At 29.9% G+C, this 19,059-nt stretch carries 18 protein-coding genes; 3 read left to right on the top strand and 15 right to left on the bottom strand.

Annotated elements, in window-relative coordinates; genetic code table 11:
- Window positions 1-52: 52 nt before the first annotated feature.
- Genes GCU34_RS03750 through GCU34_RS03760 form a run of 4 tightly spaced genes read right to left on the bottom strand, consistent with a single transcriptional unit; the run spans window position 53 to window position 1,478 of the window.
- On the bottom strand, window positions 53-496 hold the full coding sequence (locus GCU34_RS03750) for a sensor of ECF-type sigma factor (RefSeq protein ID WP_227658727.1): 444 nt from the start codon (window positions 494-496) through the stop codon (window positions 53-55).
- 11 nt (window positions 497-507) lie between these two features.
- Entirely contained in the window at window positions 508-657 is a 150-nt protein-coding gene (locus GCU34_RS13585) for a hypothetical protein (protein ID WP_193702257.1), read from the bottom strand.
- Between the two features lie 32 nt (window positions 658-689).
- Window positions 690-905, bottom strand: a complete 216-nt coding sequence (locus GCU34_RS03755) for a hypothetical protein (RefSeq protein ID WP_152378353.1) — start codon at window positions 903-905, stop codon at window positions 690-692.
- Window positions 906-935: 30 nt separating this feature from the next.
- Entirely contained in the window at window positions 936-1,478 is a 543-nt protein-coding gene (locus GCU34_RS03760; RefSeq protein WP_072783969.1) for an RNA polymerase sigma factor, read from the bottom strand.
- A gap of 80 nt (window positions 1,479-1,558) precedes the next feature.
- Between GCU34_RS03760 and GCU34_RS03765 the strand changes: the two genes are divergently transcribed.
- Window positions 1,559-2,215 (top strand): HAD family hydrolase, encoded by a 657-nt coding sequence (locus GCU34_RS03765; protein ID WP_072783967.1) that lies wholly within the window; start codon window positions 1,559-1,561, stop codon window positions 2,213-2,215.
- Here GCU34_RS03765 and GCU34_RS03770 read toward each other — a convergent pair.
- From GCU34_RS03770 to GCU34_RS03780, 3 genes are read right to left on the bottom strand one after another with little or no spacing between them, the layout of a single operon-like run.
- A complete protein-coding gene (locus GCU34_RS03770) occupies window positions 2,212-3,672 on the bottom strand; it encodes a cryptochrome/deoxyribodipyrimidine photo-lyase family protein (protein WP_072784156.1) in 1,461 nt (486 codons plus the stop codon). The genes GCU34_RS03765 and GCU34_RS03770 overlap by 4 nt on opposite strands.
- 59 nt (window positions 3,673-3,731) lie before the next feature.
- Entirely contained in the window at window positions 3,732-5,018 is a 1,287-nt protein-coding gene (locus GCU34_RS03775; protein ID WP_072784154.1) for a cryptochrome/photolyase family protein, read from the bottom strand.
- 1 nt (window position 5,019) lies between these two features.
- Window positions 5,020-5,484 carry an SRPBCC family protein gene (locus tag GCU34_RS03780; protein WP_072783966.1) on the bottom strand — a complete coding sequence of 155 codons (465 nt, stop codon included), beginning with the start codon at window positions 5,482-5,484 and terminating at the stop codon, window positions 5,020-5,022.
- A gap of 131 nt (window positions 5,485-5,615) precedes the next feature.
- On the opposite strand from GCU34_RS03780, the gene GCU34_RS03785 reads away from it, so the two are divergent.
- Window positions 5,616-6,467: a DUF2911 domain-containing protein gene (locus GCU34_RS03785; protein WP_072783964.1), complete on the top strand. Its 852-nt coding sequence runs from the start codon at window positions 5,616-5,618 to the stop codon at window positions 6,465-6,467.
- A 53-nt stretch (window positions 6,468-6,520) separates the two neighbouring features.
- On the opposite strand, the gene GCU34_RS03790 is transcribed toward GCU34_RS03785, so the two are convergent.
- The 7 genes from GCU34_RS03790 to GCU34_RS03820 form a co-directional block, all read right to left on the bottom strand.
- Window positions 6,521-8,230, bottom strand: coding sequence for a sodium:solute symporter (locus GCU34_RS03790; protein ID WP_072783963.1), 1,710 nt, complete (start codon window positions 8,228-8,230; stop codon window positions 6,521-6,523).
- Window positions 8,231-8,335: 105 nt separating this feature from the next.
- A complete protein-coding gene (locus GCU34_RS03795; RefSeq protein WP_072783961.1) occupies window positions 8,336-10,777 on the bottom strand; it encodes a PIG-L family deacetylase in 2,442 nt (813 codons plus the stop codon).
- 74 nt (window positions 10,778-10,851) lie between these two features.
- Window positions 10,852-11,388 (bottom strand): mechanosensitive ion channel domain-containing protein, encoded by a 537-nt coding sequence (locus tag GCU34_RS03800; RefSeq protein ID WP_072783959.1) that lies wholly within the window; start codon window positions 11,386-11,388, stop codon window positions 10,852-10,854.
- Entirely contained in the window at window positions 11,381-11,962 is a 582-nt protein-coding gene (locus tag GCU34_RS03805) for a Maf-like protein (protein WP_072783958.1), read from the bottom strand. Before GCU34_RS03805 ends, GCU34_RS03800 begins: the two co-directional genes overlap by 8 nt.
- A complete protein-coding gene (locus tag GCU34_RS03810) occupies window positions 11,955-12,896 on the bottom strand; it encodes a geranylgeranylglycerol-phosphate geranylgeranyltransferase (protein ID WP_072783956.1) in 942 nt (313 codons plus the stop codon). The genes GCU34_RS03805 and GCU34_RS03810 overlap by 8 nt, the downstream gene beginning before the upstream one ends.
- Before the next feature lie 147 nt (window positions 12,897-13,043).
- Window positions 13,044-13,574: a KdsC family phosphatase gene (locus GCU34_RS03815; protein ID WP_072783954.1), complete on the bottom strand. Its 531-nt coding sequence runs from the start codon at window positions 13,572-13,574 to the stop codon at window positions 13,044-13,046.
- Window positions 13,555-14,316 (bottom strand): Rossmann-like and DUF2520 domain-containing protein, encoded by a 762-nt coding sequence (locus tag GCU34_RS03820; protein WP_072783952.1) that lies wholly within the window; start codon window positions 14,314-14,316, stop codon window positions 13,555-13,557. Before GCU34_RS03820 ends, GCU34_RS03815 begins: the two co-directional genes overlap by 20 nt.
- Before the next feature lie 171 nt (window positions 14,317-14,487).
- On the opposite strand from GCU34_RS03820, the gene GCU34_RS03825 reads away from it, so the two are divergent.
- The gene (locus GCU34_RS03825; RefSeq protein WP_084656925.1) at window positions 14,488-16,284 is read left to right on the top strand and encodes a T9SS type A sorting domain-containing protein; all 1,797 of its coding nucleotides are present in this window, start codon (window positions 14,488-14,490) and stop codon (window positions 16,282-16,284) included.
- Window positions 16,285-16,380: 96 nt separating this feature from the next.
- On the opposite strand, the gene pheT is transcribed toward GCU34_RS03825, so the two are convergent.
- Window positions 16,381-18,810 carry a phenylalanine--tRNA ligase subunit beta gene (pheT, locus tag GCU34_RS03830; RefSeq protein WP_072783949.1) on the bottom strand — a complete coding sequence of 810 codons (2,430 nt, stop codon included), beginning with the start codon at window positions 18,808-18,810 and terminating at the stop codon, window positions 16,381-16,383.
- Window positions 18,811-19,059: the final 249 nt, after the last annotated feature.

The following is a 19,059-nucleotide window of genomic DNA, read 5'->3' on the forward strand; positions in this document are numbered from 1 at the left end:
GAAGAAAAATAACTCACTTTCAAAATTCTAAAACATGATATATATCAGGATGCTAATTTTTTTTACGTTCTTTAAATTCGCGAAGTAATTTTCTATTAAATTCCTCTTCAGTTTTCTTAAGAAGTATGATCTTTTTTGCAGGAATAACTTTTTGTAAGTCTTGCATAAATTTTTTTTTCAAATTATGAAGTTCGTCTTCACTATTTTCCATTTGAGAGATTAAATTTTGTGCTTCTTTTTCCGAAATATTCTCCATGCCGCCTTCTTCGATTTTTTTAATAATCGCTTTCATTTTATTATGACGAATTTCAAACTGTTTTTCGTCGAAAGTGTTATAAATTGGCCAAAATTTTTGAGCTTCATCAGTTGTGAAGTCGAGTTTTTCAGTAATATATGCTACTTTTAAAGCTTTAATTTTCTCTTTTTTCTCTTTAAATCCTTGAGCAAAACTGAAGTTTGCTACAATTAAAATCATTACAATTAATATCTTTTTCATATTCATTAAATTTATTCGTTTAAATAGTAATCTAAATTGGGTGTATTCATTAAATAATTCTCTAGATTATCGTTGCTAAGTTCAATAACATCATCTGCTGATGCTATATTTTCTACGTCAATTTTATCTATTAAATCATAACTAGAAACTTCAGTAACCAAATAGTTTTCTAGAGTAGTATCGTCAATAGAATTTATATTGTTTCTATTTGTAAATACCCCCCAATTACCAGCAAAATTGTAGCAGCAATAGAAGCAACATAAAAATATTTTCTTCTAAATATCGAAATAACTTTTGGTTCTTCATTCTCAATCTGTTTCATTATTTTGTTCTCAAAATTTTCAAAATAACCATCGGGAATTATAAAACCATTCTTTATTTTAATATCTTCTAAATTAGAGTCTTTCATGTATGTTAGATTGATTTTGTGTTAAAAGGTTTAATTGTTTTTTAAAAATTCTTCTATTTTTTTTACCGCTAAATGATAACTTGCTTTTAAGGCACCAACTGAAGTATTTACTATTTCAGAAATTTCTTCATACTTCAATTCTTCAAAATATTTCATGTTAAATACCAGTTGTTGTTTCTCGGGTAAACTAGCAATAGCTTTTTGAAGCTTGATTTTTATTTCATCGCCATCAAAATAAACATCGCTTTCTAGTTTATTAATGAGTTTTTGTTTTTGTTCTTCATTTGATATACCATTTTTCTTTGCTTTTTGCTGAAGAAATGTGAGAGATTCATTTGTTGCTATTCGGTACAACCATGAATAGAGTTTACTATCCCCTTTAAAATTTTTAATGTTTTGGTACACTTTTATAAATGTATTTTGTAAAACATCATCAGTATCATCGTGATCTAAAACTATGTTTCTAATGTGATTATACAAAGGTCTTTGGTACAATTGCAAAAGTTTCCTAAAAGCATCATTTTGAGTTTTAGGGTTTAATAAGGCGTTTATTAAATCTTTTTCTTCTTGCAACTTTAAATATTTTTCATTGGACTAAAAATACTTAAAAAGGTTTAATTATATAATGTACTTTTGCTAAAACACAACTTTAAATGATACAAACTGTAATTTTCGATATGGATGGCGTAATTGTAGATACCGAGCCGGTACATCATTTTGCGTATTACCAACATTTTAATGAATTAAACATCGAAGTTTCAGATGAAATGTATCGTTCGTTTACAGGGAATTCTACACGAAATATCTTTCAGAAATTAAAAGTACAGTTTGATTTGCAGGAAGATGTGGAAGATTTAATTTTGAGAAAACGTCATTTATTTAATGAAGCTTTCGATTTGAAAGAAGATTTGTATCTAATTGAAGGTGTAGAAGAGTTAATCAAAGATTTGCATGCAAACGGAATCCAGTTAATTGTAGCATCTTCAGCTTCGAATGTGACGATTAATCGAGTGTTTACGCGATTTAATTTACATCAATATTTTACCCATATTGTTTCGGGAGAAGATTTTCCGAAGTCGAAACCGCATCCAGCTATTTTTGAACATGCCGCGAGTTTATCAATTGCTCCAAAAGAAAATTGTATCGTAATTGAAGACAGCACTAACGGAATTCAAGCAGCAGTTTCAGCCGGAATTTTCTGCGTTGGTTACGATAGTTTTCATTCTAAAGACCAAGATTTGTCAAAAGCCAATATCATTATTCGAAATTTCAACGAATTGAATTTTGAGAAAGTTCGAGATTTGAATTAACTCATTTCTTGATCGTGCAGCGTATGTTTCGCTAAAATGCGCTTACTATCTTTTTTAACCGATTCATTTTTTCGCATAGACCAAAAGAAATCACTGGAAAACTTTCTAGCTTCTTCCAAATTCACAATGGGATTTGGATAATCTCGTCCCAATTCAAACCCATACAACATGGATTCTATTGGAGTCAATTTCCAAGGTTCGTGGATAAATTCCGTTGGAATATTAGCTAATTCTGGTACCCATTTTTTGATGAAATTTCCATCTTCGTCATGTTCGTACGAATTTTTAACTGGATTGTAAACTCGCAACGTATTAATTCCCGTAACGCCAGCTTGCATCTGAATTTGCGGATAGTGAATTCCAGGTTCAAAATCTAAAAATTGTTGGGCCAAATGCGGACTACAATTTTGCCAAGGTTGGAACAAGTGATGCGTATAAAACGACACTACTAAAGCACGCATTCTAAAATTCAAATATCCGGTTGTATTCAAACAGCGCATGCAAGCATCAACCAACGGAACACCTGTTTTTCCGTTTATCCAAGCCTTATGATATTTTTCGTTAACTCTTTGATTCAAATTGCGATAGCCTTTGTTTACAGCAATAAATTCCATCGAACATTCCATTTCAAACTTTTGAATGAAATGCGCTTGCCAACGTAAACGTGAAGCAAAATTAGAAATCTGACGCTTGAATTTTCCTTGCTGATGCAATTCCCAAGCTTTGGTATACACTTGTCGAATTGATAAATTTCCCCAAGCAATATAAGGCGATAAACGACTACAGCCTTTTCTGGCTAATTCTGGTTTTGAAATGTGACTACTGTAATTTTGAACACGTTCTTCAAAAAATGATTTCATGTAGCGTAACGCCGTTGGAACGCCACCTTTCTGAAAATTGGGATTGTGAACCGTTTGAATTGATGGAATTTCGAAATGATTTTCTAATTCTTCAATTTCAATGTATTTAACAAAACTTCTGGGTGTAGGTTGAAAAGGAAGACAATCTTTATCCATAAAGTCATACCAATCTTCTTTCCATGTTTTTCGGTTTTTGATGCCACGAATAACGCCGTTAGTGATGTATTCATTCCAAATAATACCTTTGTTTTTCAATAATTTAGCAATTGCCAAGTCCCTATCAAAAGTTAATTTTATTCCCGTTTCTTTATGTGAATAAACCGCTCTAATAGAAATAAGTTTGGTTAGTTTTTCAAAAACTGCAACTGCTTCACCCTGAACGATTAAGATTTGCGTGTGATATTTTAAAAGTTCTTTTTGTAAAGCTTCTAGCGATTGTTTAATAAAATCAAAATGACGTTGACTATAGTGATAATCTTTCATCAACGAAGGTTCGAAAATGTAAAGCAATAACGTTTTCCCAGAAGTCGATAAGGCTTCATGTAAGGCTTCATGATCGTGCAAACGCAAATCTCTCTTGAACCAAACAATTTTCATTTTAATAGGTTTGTGGTTTATTGTTAGTTGTTTATTGTTTTGAACTAACCATATATTCATTAACCAACTGCTTCCTTGTAAACTTTAAGGCATTTTTCTCTTGCTTCTTTGTGGTCTACAATAGGTTTTGGGTAATATTGAGTTTCCAATTCAGGAATCCATTTTTTGATGTATTTTAAGTCTTTATCAAACTTCTTGATTTGCTCAGTTGGGTTGAAAATTCGGAAATAAGGTGCGGCATCTACTCCAGAACCAGCAGCCCATTGCCAATTCCCAACGTTACTCGCCATTTCGTAATCTAAAAGGTTTTGAGCAAAATAAGCTTCGCCCCAACGCCAATCGATTAATAAATGCTTACATAGAAAACTAGCAACAATCATGCGCACGCGATTGTGCATGTGACCGGTTTTATTTAGTTCACGCATTCCGGCGTCAACAAAAGGATATCCGGTTTTTCCTTGACACCATTTTTTGAATTTCTCTTCGTTATTTTCCCATTTAATAGCATCATATTTTGCCTTGAAGCTATTTTTAGATGTATTTGGGAAGTGCCATAAAATTTGCATGAAAAATTCGCGCCAAATCAATTCATTCCAAAACGTTTCGTTTTTCTCGACGATAGCCTTCTGTATCATTTTTCGAATGGAAACTGCACCAAAACGAAGATAAATTCCTAAAAATGAAGTTTTATTTAATGCCGGGAAATTTCTTGTTGCTTCATAATTTTGAATAAGCGTTTCTGAAACATCAAATGGTGTTATTTTTATATCTGATTTTTCAAAACCAATATCCGATAATGATAAAAAAGGGTAGGAGTGATTAGCTATTTTAACCAATTTTTCTTCGGAAGGATAATGAACTAATTTTATTTTCTTAAAATTCTCTTTCCACTTTTTCGAATAAGGCGTGTAGACCACATACGGACTCCCATCATCTTTTACTACTTCGCTTTTTTCAAATATTACTTGATCTTTTGAGGTTAAAAACGAAATTCCTTTACTTACAAATAACTGATTCATTTCCTTATCACGTTTACGCGCGTAAGGTTCGTAGTCGTGATTCGTGTAAACCGCATTAATTTTATTTTCATCAATTAACTTTTCGAAAATTTCTATTGGTTTGCCATGAAAAACCGCTAATGATTTTCCGTTTTTCTTCAATTCCGATTGAATTTTCTCTAGTTGTTCGTGGATAAAGGTTACTCGAGCATCATTTTTTGGTAATTGCGATAGAATATTTTCATCAAAAATGAAAATAGGTAGCACTTCTTCATTGCTATTGAAAGCATGAAAAAATCCAACGTTGTCATCTACTCTTAAATCGCGTCTAAACCAAAAGATGTTCATGTTATTTAAATTCTCCAAATAATTCAATTAATTTTTTTCTTCTGTACTCAAATATTTCATTCAATTTAGGTTTTACTAAGAAAGGATGAACTAATTCACCTAAAATTCCCATTGGTACTTTATAATCTACAATATCTTCCATTTCTATGCCACCAGGAATTTCTTTAATAAAATGCTTGTGATGCCATAAAGAATAAGGGCCAAAACGCTGTTCATCTACAAAATATTTCTTGTCTACTACGTGAGTGATTTCGGTAACCCATTTCGTTGGAATCCCTAAAACTGGCGTAACTATATATTGAATAATTTGCCCCGGATACATCGGTCTATCAGCTCCAGAAAGAATTTTGAATCCCATGTAATCGGGAGTGATGAGTTGTAGATTCTTTGGATCCGATAAAAGTTCCCAAGCTTTGTCAATTGATATTGGTAAATTTTGTTTGGTATGTAGCGTGTAGATTTTCATTTTGAATGAAATTTATTTTGTTTAACAAAATTAGTAAAATATTAAACAAAATAAAAATAATTTTAGGATTAGGTTAACAAAAAAAAAAGTAAAAAACTGTAATTTAGGTGCGAAGTAAAAAATTAAAAAATATGAAAAAATTAATTGTAGTAGCTTTTGTAGTATTAAGTACTCTATTTGTTGAAGCTCAAGTTAAAACGCCTCAAGCGAGTCCGTTATCGAAAGTAGAACAGACAGTTGGTTTAACGAATGTTCAAGTAGAATATAGTAGACCAAGTGCAAAAGGAAGAACAGTTTATGGTGATTTAGTGCCTTTTGGTAAAAATTGGAGAACAGGAGCAAATGCTAACACAACAATCTATTTTAGCGATGATGTGACTTTTAATGGTAAGACTTTGCCAAAAGGAAAATATGCTTTATTTACTACACCAAAAGCAGATAGTTGGGATATTATTTTTTATACAGATACTAATAACTGGGGATTACCAGAAAAATGGGACGAGTCTAAAGTTGCTTTAAAAACTAGTGTTAAACCAGAAACGTTATCAAAATCTGTAGAATCTTTTACAATTGAAATAAATAATCTTACTAATGATGGTGCTAGTTTAGATTTGGCTTGGGAAAGAACAAAAGTTTCTGTTCCATTTACTGTGCCAACAAAAGAAATGGCAATGGCAAGCATTGAAAAAGTTTTAGCTGGACCAAGTGCTAATGATTTTTATTCGGCTGCAAGTTATTATTATCAATCAAATCAAGATTTAACAAAAGCGTTATCTTGGGTAAATAGTGCAGTATCTATGACTCCTGCAGGTCAAAGTGCTCCATTTTGGTACTTAAGATTAAAATCTTTAATTCAAGCAAAATTAGGAGATAAAAAAGGAGCTATTGAAACTGCAAAATATTCTCTTGAAGGTGCTCAAAAAGCAGGTAATGCTGATTATGAAAAAATGAATAGAGAAAGTATTGCTGAGTGGTCTAAATAAGATTGTGATATTATAATATAAAAAACCAACTTTTAAAGTTGGTTTTTTTATATCTAATTGTTTTGTATAATATTTTCTGCTGGATAATTCTTATTTATAAAATATTGAAATAAAGTTGAAAGTAAAATAGTGAGTAGAGCACCAATGAAGTTTAACCACAAGAAACTTACAACATCAATATAATAAATATAAAAGATAATTAATTGAGAGATACTTGCTCCTAAAAAGATAGCTTTAGCTTTAATGTATTTTATATAAAAACCAACTAAAAATATCCCTAGAACAGTTCCGTAAAATATTGACCCAATTATGTTTACCAACTGAATTAAGTTTTCAAATAAAGTACCAATACACGCAAATAAAATAGCAATAATTCCCCAAAAAAGTGTAAAAAATTGTGTAGCATAAACATAATGTTTGTCAGATTTTTCTCCCACATTTCTTTTGTAAATATCAATAGCTGTTGTTGCAGCTAATGAATTTAAACCCGAAGCGCTCGAAGACATTGCAGCACTAAAAATAACTGCTAAAAGCAACCCTAAAAGTCCTTTTGGTAAATAATTTAGAATGAAATATAAAAATACATAATCTTTATCGTTAGTTTCAGAATTTGAATCTATTGACGCAATCAATTCTTTTGCTTCTTCACGTAAATCTTTTTCATTGTTAGCTAAAGTTACCATTTGTTTACGTAACGTAGGATTGTCATAATCGTTGTGTTGTAATTGCTCAACATATAACTGATTTACAACTTTTTTGTCAACGTTTATTTCTTCTAATTTTTTTTCTAAGGCTAAATATTCGGTTTTCTTATCAGATGCTTTAATTTTTGCTACGTTATTTGGATTAAAATGTAACGGTGTATCGTTAAATTGAAAAAATACAAATACTAAAACACCAGTAAGTAATATAAAAAACTGCATGGGAACTTTAAGAATACCATTCATAATTAATCCCATCTGACTTTCTTTTATGGACTTTCCTGTTAAATAACGTCCAACTTGCGATTGATCGGTTCCAAAATATGAGAGCATTAGAAAAAATCCGCCAGTAATTCCGCTCCAAAAAGTATAACGAGTTTCTGGATTATAAGAGAAATCTAAAATATCCATTTTACCATTGGCACCTGCAACGTGTAAGGCATTTCCAAAGTCTAAATCATCAGGTAAATAGGAGAGAATGGTAAAAAAAGTAATAAACATTCCGCTCATAATCACAAACATTTGTTGTTTTTGCGTAACATTTACCGCTTTAGTTCCTCCTGAAACAGTATAAACGATAACTAAAATTCCAATTACAATATTTAGCATGGTTAGATTCCATCCTAATAAGGCTGATAATATAATTGAAGGAGCATAAATAGTTAATCCTGTACCTAATCCGCGTTGAATTAAAAATAAAATAGCAGCTAAAGAGCGCGTTTTTACATCAAAACGTTCTTCTAAATATTCATAAGCTGTATATACTTTAAGTTTATGATAAATAGGAATAAAAGTATAAGCAATAACAATCATGGCTATTGGTAAACCAAAATAGAATTGCACAAAACCCATTCCGTCATGGTAGGCTTGTCCTGGTGTAGAAAGAAAAGTAATAGCACTAGCTTGTGTTGCCATTACGGATATTCCTACTGTAAACCAAGGGGTTTCATTGTTATCTAAAAGATAGTCTTTTACATTTTCGCTTCCTTTCGTTTTTAAGGCTCCATAAACCACTATGAAAAGTAGTGTACAGATTAAAACAATCCAATCTAAACTTTCCATATTATGAGTAAATTTCCATTAATAAATAAAAAAGCAAAATATAAAGCGCATTTAGTAATAATACTATCGTATAACTTTTTTTCCATTGATGTTTTTTGTTGTCTATCATTGTTTTAATGCTATTAAATTTGCTAATAATTTATAAGCGCCGCTAACTCCTTCGGGTAATTCTCTAAAGAATGAAATTCCGGTGTAAATGTAATTTCCTTTTCCATATTTGGCTATAAGTAAACTTCCTTTAGTTTCGTCTTCGCCGTTGTCATGCATAGCTAATATAGGAATAAAATCATTATCCCATTTATTAGGAAAATATAAGCCTCTTTCTTGAACCCAACCTTCAAAATCTTTTGATGTTATTTTATTAGGTGTATTTAAGACAGGATGATTAGGATGTATGAATTTTACTTCTGCATCTTCATTAGTTACTCGCTCTCTTGAAAGAGTAATTGGATATGGAGCTAAATTGTTAGTTAATAAATTATTAGTAGTGTTGTATTGAACTATTACATTACCTCCCTGATTTGTATATTCAAATAGAATTTTATTCTTAAATTTAAGTTCATCTAAAACATTGAAAGCTCTAATTCCCACAATGACAGCATCAAATTTTTTAAGGTTTTCTAAGGTAATTTCTTTAGGATTTATATAAGTAACTTTATAGTCTAAATTCTCTAAATTTTTACCAACTTCATCTCCAGCTCCCATGATGTAACCAATATTTTTACCTGTTGTTTTAATATCTAGATTAACAAATTTAGCAGAAGAAGTTTCAAGAATTGTTTGTTTTGGAATATGTTTATAATCAATTTGTATTAATGATTTATCGAAAACTTTATCATTTGATTCTACAATTGCTTTAATGTTTACTTCAGAGTCGAAATCTGGAGAAGTAACATTGAAACTCACTAAGAAGGATTCATTTTTTCCAACAACTGTTGTAGGAATCTTTTTTACATCTGAAATCCAACCGTTTGGCAATTGTAAGCTCACAACTCCTGAAGCATTCTCTTCAAATGCAGTTACTTTAACCTGAACCTCTTTAGTTTGATTAGCACTAAACACGTATACATTTGAAGTTAGTTCTACTGCAAACTTTGGAACAACTACAAATGGGTTATAAGTTTCGCCATCATTAGGCTCATTTTTCTTGAAACTAAGATTTTTTGTAATACTAAATTTTTGATTTTCGATTTCCAACTCAAAAACTACTGGAAACGGATTATTAAGTTCAGGTAAATTTCTTAAAGCAGAATTTGAAACGGTATACAAACCATTTTGTTGTGGCTCATTTAACCAAAATAAATTTGATAAAGGCCAATTTTCTGGAATTTTAAATTCAAAGTTTTTGGTGTATTTTTCGTTATTATTTAATTGAATATTAACGTTTTGGTTGTTTTGGTTTAAGAAGAGAACAGTATTTAATTTAATTGTTGCATCACTTCTGTTTATTGCTTCGATAGAAATTTCGATATTTGAATTTGGTGTAGCTAATTCTACTGAACTAATAGCTTCTAAATACAAACCAGCACAAGCTTCAATTATTGATTTTATTTCTTCAGTCTTATTTTTTTTCCAATGTTCGTCTTCAAGATTCTGAATCAATTGGTATGCTTTAACCAACTGAGGTAAATGAGAAGCTGGATTTTTAAAATTGAAGTATTCTTGAATAGGAAGTAAAATTTTAGCAATTTCGTTTCCTCCTTTAATTCGGTTCCAAGAAGTGTCTATTCCTTCAAATAAATTATCTTTAGATGGTAAATTTCCTTTAATTAATTCTAAATATTCTAAATCGTCTCCACGTGTTCCAATAGAACCAAAACCTTGACATTTATGCTGACTACGACTTAATGCAGCAATTTCATGATTACTTTTTCCCAGAATAGGATAATAAACATTAGCATTTATTGATAATAATTTAGATTTATCTGCTTTGTTGAATTTTTCTTCGCTTCCATAAAACCACCATGAAGTATTAAAAAACAATCTTTTAGGTTTTACTTTAACTAAATCGTATGCTTCTAAACTTAACATTGCCGAAGCAGTATGATGTCCGTGAGTAGTTCCTGGCGTTCTATAATCGAAACGATTAATAATAATATCAGGTTGAAAATTTTCTATAGCTTGAACAACATCGGCAAGTACTTCTTTTTTGTTCCAAATAGAGAAAGTTTCATTAGGTTCTATACTGTAACCAAAATCGTTTGCTCTAGTAAAATATTGTGTTCCGCCATCAATTCTTCTAGCAGCTAAAAGTTCCTGAGTTCTAATAGCTCCAAGTTTTTCTCGCAATTCTGGACCAATTAAGTTTTGACCACCATCGCCACGAGTCAAAGATAAATAAGCAGTATTAGCATGATAATGATTTGAAAAATAGGTGATGAGTTTTGTGTTTTCATCATCTGGATGTGCCGCAACATATAAAACTTTTCCTAGAAAGTTAAGTTTTTGAATCTTTTCGTAAATTTCGTTAGTACTTGGTTTTTTGGGAGCTTGGGCAAATAATGTTGTAGTAAATAATATTGCTAAAAAGCTTATCTTTTTCATCATAGTTTATTGGGTTTCATCAAAATTAAAAAAAGGAAGTCAAAATACTTCCTTTTTAAATTTTTTTTATGAATTGATTAGTCTGTAAATTCGCTAATTTCCTTATGCTTTTTGATAACTGAAATCCCTTTTTGCATCAATAGATTGTTAGGATACGTTATGGTTTCTCCATCTATTGTTTTTAGTAAAATGTAAAAAGCCTTAATGTCTTCAATTTCAGCTTCAATAGGAAAATCTTTATCATGAATTTTGATAACATCTCCAATTTTAAAAGGATATGAAAAAAACAATACAATTCCTGCAGTAATATTACTTAATATAGACCATTGTGCAAATGAAGCTACACCTACAACAGCGAAAACAGATGAAATAAATAATAATATCTGGTCGCGTTTAACGCCCCATATAATAACAATACTTAAAATTGCTAAGACACCTAAAAGAATATTAATATATTTTATAATTAGATTGGTACGGTGTTCTAATGCATCGTTTAAAGTTGCATATTTTATAACTATTTTAGCAATAATTGATTTTAATATTAAGAATACTATTAAAATAATAATTGTTAAAATCTCTTCTTGTAAATATGGGTTTTCAATTATTTTAAACATGTTCTAATAATTTATCGTAAACTCTGTCAATTGGCATTCCTACAACATTTGCATAAGAACCTTCAATTTTATCTAATCCTACTAATCCTATCCATTCTTGAATTCCGTAAGCACCTGCTTTGTCAAATGGTTTGTAGGTTTCTAAATAATAATGTAAAGCTTCATTCGAAAGGTTTTTGAAACTAACTTTGGTTACTTCGTAAAATGTATCAATTGAATTTGAAGTTTTAAAGCAAACAGATGTAATAACTTGATGGGTTTTTCCACACATCGATTGTAACATATTAAAAGCATCGTTATAATCTTTTGGTTTTCCTAAAGCTTTATTTTCGTGCCAAACAATTGTATCGCTTGTAATGATAATTTCGTTATCGGCTATTTCAGTGAAAGCATTAGCTTTTAATTCGGCTAAGAAATTTGTTATTGCTGATGCTTTTAGATGTTCAGGATAAATTTCTTCAACTTCTTTTAAACGAATCTCAAAATCAATATCTAATTCTTTAAAGAATTGTTGTCTTCTTGGCGAACCCGAAGCTAAAATAATTTGTTTATGTTGTAATTTTTCTCTAAGCATTTGTACTTGTTATAGCATAAGTAATGACCCAAATTGAAAATATTCCGAAAAGTAAAACCAATTTTAATAGTAAACTTAAATTTTTGTAATCTTTTTGTGTTTTAGCTGACCAAGATTTGATTACAAAAAATAGGAGTGGAGCTGCTACAAAAAGTATTAAATAATACACTGCAATATCATACTGAGCAAGATTTTTACTCATATAATAGGTAAGTATCGCGATTGCAGTAATTCCTATTGCAAAAGCTATTTTCATAGTTCTATTTTTTCCAATAAGAACTGGTAAAGTTGCAATTCCAGATGCGTAATCAGCATCAGTATCTTCAACATCTTTAACTATTTCGCGAATTAAATTAATGATAAATGCAAAAATGGCGTAATCTTTTAGAATTCCGAAAGTTTGTATCATTTGTTCTTTATTTCCGTCATAAATCATTGGAACTAAATCAAAAATTCCTAAAATGATGATACTAAAAGATAAAACTGCCGCAACTACAACATTTCCTAAAAAGGCAATTTGTTTTAAAGTAGTTGAATAAACATATAACAAAGCTGCAATAACAATAAAAACAGAAGCAAAACTTGGTTTTTCAATTACATTTGATAAATAAAAACCTAATCCAACTCCAAAAATATTCAATCCAACATATAAATTGTAAGCAGTTTTTTCAGAAATGGAAACTCCTATGATTCGCTTTTTAGCAATTTCATCAGTTTCTTGATCCATAATGTCGTTAATAACATAACCGGCAGCTGCTATTAGTATAGTAGACAAAACCAACAAAAAGAATTGAAAATGATTTAAAGCTAAAAAATTAAAACTTTCTGTTATTGTTGTAAACGTTGCCGTTTTCATAAATGTATAACGAAATACATATTGCATTAAAGCAATCATAGCAAGGTTCTGTATGCGTATAAGTTTTAGGAAGTTCATTTTTTTGGTAAAAGGTTATTGGTAAAAGGTAATAGGTTTGTCAGGTCGAGCGGAGTCGAGACCAAATATAATTTTAATTAGTTTTAATGTTAACCACAAACGATGTTTGTTCCTCTTAATATCAAATGCTCGATGTGACAATTAAAATTAATCATACTTCGCATCAAAATGTTCCATCCATTTATGCTGTACTTTCATTACTTGTTCAATAACATCTCGTACACATCCTGTTCCGCCATCTTTATGAGAAACATATTTTGAAATTCCTTTTATTTCAGGAGCAGCATTTTGTGGGCATGTTGGTAAACCAACCAATTTCATCACGTGATAATCTGGAATATCATCGCCCATGTATAATACTTGTTCAGGTTTAATATTATAAATGTCACAATACTCTTTAAAGGTTTCCACTTTATCTGAAACGCCCAAATGAATATCGGTAATTCCTAAATTTCGTAAACGAACACGAACACCTTCATTACTTCCTCCTGAAATAATACAAACATTATAACCATTTTCTACGGCGGCTTTCATAGCATAACCATCGCGAATGTTCATGTTTCGGAGCATTTCTCCTGTTTGGGTAACATGAATAGTTCCATCTGTTAAAACACCATCTACATCTAAAATAAATGTAGTGATGTCATTCATTAATTCTTTATAACTCTTTTGCGACATTTTGTATCGATTGGGTTAATAATTTATAAATATCTTGATAATTTGAATCTTTTAAAAATTCAATATGCTTTTCAATAGTTTTGGTATCATTTCGCAATGCTGGTCCTGTTTGCGCTTCTTTTGGAGAAAGGAAATTAATTTTATTGGCCACTTCCTGAATTAAAGGTTGTAAAACTTCAAACGGAACATTATTAGTTGCACAAATTTCACTGCCAATAACGTACATATGATTCACAAAATTACTTACAAAAACAGCTGCTACATGTAAGCTTTTTCGTTGTTCCGATGAAATATTGTAAACTTTATTTGAAATAGAGTTTGCTAATAGTTCTAAAGTCTTGTAATCTTCTTCGTTTTCAGCTTCTAAACACAATGGAATAGAAGAGAAGTCGACTTCCTTACTTTTAGAAAATGTTTGTAACGGGTAAAAAACACCTTTTCTATTTTTTGAACCCAAAACTTCTAAACTTGAAGTTCCTGAAGTATGAACGACTAACTTATTTTTAAACGGAATTTGGCTTGAAACTTCATTTATAGCATTATCAGTTACTGAAATGATATAAACATCAACTTCTTGTAAAGCATTGTAATCGTTAGTAATTTGTTCTTTTGGCAACAAATGTATAAGCGATTTTGGTTGGCGTGCAAAAGCTTGCACCAAAGAAACTTCTTTCGTTTGCAAAAACACTTTAATTAAGTGTTGGGCGACATTACCACTACCAATTACCGTTACTTTTAACATGTTGCTAAATTAGTGAATTTTTAGTATTATTATTTATCACAATACTTCGAATCACGTGTTATAAAATTTAAAGTTGATTATCAATTTGTTAAATAGTTTATTTTTAGATAAGTTTTAAAAGTTAATTGAATATAGATATGTACATTTGAGTTTATCTTTATTCTTTTAAATATGAAGAAATTTTACTTTTTTGTACTATTTTTCTTTTCAATTTTTGCAAATAGCCAAGTTATAATGTACTTATATGGAAATTTACAAGATACTAATAATGATAGTATAATTTCTCCTGGTGATACTATAATTTATTCAATATATTTACAAGTAAGTAATGTTTCTATAGGAAATGCAATTTTTACAGATTCCCTTACAAATTTTATGTATGACTCTAGTCAGTATGTTATTCAACCTGGTTATCATGTATATAACGGCCCAATTTATACTATTAATCAGGCAGATATTGATTTTGGATATGTATATAATTCAGTGTTTTTAAACGGAAATACAATAAGTCCATTTCAACAAATATCTATTTCTTCTATTGATGATGTAATATGTCCGTTTTGTCCAATTGATCCATTATGTCCAAATTGTACAGTTACACCTTTAGTTTCGTATCCTACAGGAAATAATAATGTTCAAGGAAATATAAAATATGATTTTAATTCTAATGGATGCGATATTAATGATTTTGACTTCTCAAATCTAAATTTTAGTTTTTCTAGTAGTAATATTACCTTTTCTTTTTATCCAAATACTAATGGACATTTTATTACTTATTTAAACGATGGTTTATATTCTATAACTCCAAATTTAGAAAACTCTACCTATTTCAATATTTCACCAACCAATTTTATAGTAGATTTTCCTTCACAAGCAAGTCCTTTTACGCAAGATTTTTGCGTTACAGCAAATGGTGTACATTCTGATGTTGAAATTATGATTGTACCAACAACTTCTGCTCGTCCAGGTTTTGATGCAAATTATAAGCTGGTTTATAGAAACAAAGGAAACCAAGTTGAAAATGGAAGTATTTCTTTAACTTTTGATGATTCGGTTTTAGATTATTTGTCTTCAAATCCTATTTATAATAGTTTAGCAACCAATAGTTTTATTTGGAATTATACAAATTTACAACCATTTGAAACCAGAGAAATTGAAATTTCATTTAATGTAAATTCTCCAATGGAATCTCCAGCTGTAAATAACGGAGATATTTTAAATTACACAGCTACTATTACAACAGCAAATACAGATGAAACTCCTGTAGATAATACATTCACTTTAAACCAAACAGTTGTTGGTTCTTATGATCCAAATGATAAAACATGTTTAGAAGGTGAGTATGTGTCATCAAATGTTGTTGGAAAATACGTTCATTATGTAATTCGTTTTGAAAATACAGGAACCTATCCTGCAGAAAATATTGTAGTTAAAGATATGATTGATATTTCTAAGTTTGATATTTCAACTTTAGTGCCATTACATGGAAGTCATGAGTTTTACACAAGAATTAAAGACAATAAAGTAGAATTCATTTTTGAAAACATCAATTTAGATTTTAACGATGCTACAAACGATGGTTATGTTGCGTTTAAAATTAAAACATTACCAACTTTGAATATTGGGGATTCTTTTAGTAATAATGCAAATATTTATTTCGATTATAATTTTCCAATTACGACGAATACATACAACACAACAATTAATAATGTTCTAAACAATCAAGATTTTGTTTTTGAAAACGAATTTGTATTGTATCCAAATCCTGCAAATGAAATTATTAATATTTCGACTAAAAATCAAACAGAAATCAATTCAGTTGAAATCTATAATTTAGTAGGACAAATTGTATTAGCAATTCCAAATACTACAAATAAAATTGATGTTTCAAACTTAGAAACGGGAACGTATTTTATTAAAGTGAATACAGAAAAGGGTAGTACTACGACGAAGTTTGTGAAAGAATAGTTCTCGACTCTGCTCGAACTGCAACATACAAAAAAACTCCAAAATTTAATTTTGGAGTTTTTTTTATATTGTAAACTGTAATCTATCTACTGTAAACTATCGAAGCGAAGCTCCTAATTCTTTTTCAAGATTAGTTTGTAATTTCGACATAATTTTCTCGATCTCTTTATCGTTTAATGTTTTGCTTTCATCTTGAATGGTAAAACTTACAGCATATGATTTTTTACCTTCGGGTAAGTTTTTGCCTTCGTAAACGTCAAATAAATTAATGTCTTTTAATAATTTTTTCTCGGTTTGTTTCGCTACTTTATAAACTTCTTCAAAAGCTACAGAACTATCTAATAATAATGCTAAATCTCTACGAACTTCGGGATATTTAGGAATATCAGTATACTTAATTTTATTTGAAATGTATTTTTGAATTTTATCCCAAAAAATATCAGCATATAGAACTTCTTGTTTAATATCGAAATGCTTTAATACCGATTTTTTAACCGTTCCCATCTCTAAAATAATTTCTTTACCAATCGCTAAAGCAATTCCTTCATTAAAAATATCATTTTCAAAAGGTAAAGTCGATACTTTAGAATCTAAACCAATTCTTGATAAAATGGTATTGATATATCCTTTAAATAAGAAAAAGTCCGATTTTTGTTGAGCTTGCGCCCAAGATTCATCATTTCTATTACCTGTCAAAAACAAAGTTAAATGTTTATTTTCTTCATAACCAGAAGGTAATTTATGATAGGTTTTTCCAAATTCAAAAAACTTTAAATCAGCACGTTTTCTATTAATGTTGAATGAAACGGCTTCTAAACCAGAAAACAACATTGATTGACGCATTGCTGATAAATCGTTACTTAAAGGGTTTAACATTAATACATTAAACTCTTCTCTAATTTTATCAGAAAGCTTTACATAATCTGGAGTTGTAAGCGAATTCGCCATCATTTCGTTAAATCCTAAAGAACACAACTGATTAGAAATGATATTTTGAACTTTAAATTCTTCTGTTCTTGATGAATTTGAAATCGTTGCGTTTAATTTTTGAGAAAACTCAATGTTGTTATAACCATAAACACGTAAAATTTCTTCAATTACATCAATTTCTCTTTGAACATCAACACGGTAAGAAGGAATTAATAAACCTAAACCAGCTTCTGTAACATTGTTAATTTTAATATCTAAAGCAACTAAAATCTTTTTAATAATATCTTTTGGAATATCTTGACCAATGATTTTTTTAATTTTATCAAACGTCAAAAAAACTTGGAAATCCTCAATTTTCTTTGGATAAATATCAGTTACATCTGAAGTAATTTCTCCACCAGCAACTTCTTGAATTAATAAAGCAGCACGTTTTAAAGCATACTCTGTAATTGTAGGATCAATTCCTCTTTCAAAACGGAAAGAAGCATCAGTACTCAAAGTATGTCTTTTTGCTGTTTTACGAATTGAAACTGGATTGAAATAAGCACTTTCTAAGAAAATAGAAGAAGTGTTTTCATTTACCCCAGAATCTTTTCCGCCAAAAACTCCAGCAATACACATTGGTTCTTCTGCATTACAAATCATTAAATCTTCAGCATCTAATGTACGCTCTATATCGTCTAATGTTGTAAATTTAGTTCCGGCTTCAACAGTCTTAACAACTATTTTATTTCCTTTAATTTTTGCAGCATCAAAAGCATGTAAAGGTTGTCCTAATTCGTGTAACACATAATTAGTAACATCAACCACATTATTTTTTGGAGTTAAACCAATAGCTTTTAATCTATTTTGTAACCAACTTGGAGATGGTTTTACACTAATTCCAGAAATTGTAACACCACAATAACGAGGTGCTAATTTGTCGTTTTCAACCTGAACGTCTATTTTTAAAGTACGCTTGTCAACTTTAAAATTACTAACTGAAGGTGTAATTAATTCCGATTGTTTATCGCGAATAATTTTTGCAGCTCTCAAATCCCTTGCAACACCATAATGGCTCATCGCATCTGCTCTGTTTGGTGTTAAACCAATTTCGAAAACTTGATCACTTTCTATATTGAAAATTTTAGCAGCAGGAGTTCCAGGTTTTAAATTTTCATCTAAAATTAAAATTCCATCATGACTTTCACCAAGACCCAATTCGTCTTCAGCGCAAATCATTCCATTACTTTCTTCGCCTCTAATTTTTCCTTTTTTTATTTCAAATGCGTTTCCTTCTTTGTCATATAATTTAGTACCAATAGTTGCAACGGGTACTTTTTGTCCTGCTGCTACATTTGGAGCACCACAAACAATTTGTACTGGTGCATTTCCATCTCCTAAATCTACTGTGGTAATTCTTAGTCGGTCAGCATTTGGATGTTGTACACATGTTAAAACATGCCCTACAACAACTCCTTGTAAACCTCCTTTTAAACTTTCGTAAGTATCTACACCTTCAACTTCTAAACCTAAATCTGTTAAGATTTCAGAAATTTCTTCAGTACTTAAATCTGTCTTAATAAATTGTTTTAACCAATTTAATGAAATACGCATTTTGTATCGATTTTAAAGATGCAAAGATACTTTTAAATTTAGAATTGTGAAATTTGATAGAATAAAATTTATTTGAAACTCATTTTAAATGAAATGTAACAAAATTTGTGACAATTCTTAATTACGTTTAAAAATTAATAAAAATTAAGCTTTAAAAATGTTAATAATTAAAAAAAATAAGGTTAAAAATATGTTATATGTAAAATAGTGCTATTTATTGAAAATATAATGCTACTTTTTTGAGAATTG

The sequence above is a fragment of the Flavobacterium haoranii genome (assembly GCF_009363055.1).
Classification (GTDB): domain Bacteria; phylum Bacteroidota; class Bacteroidia; order Flavobacteriales; family Flavobacteriaceae; genus Flavobacterium; species Flavobacterium haoranii.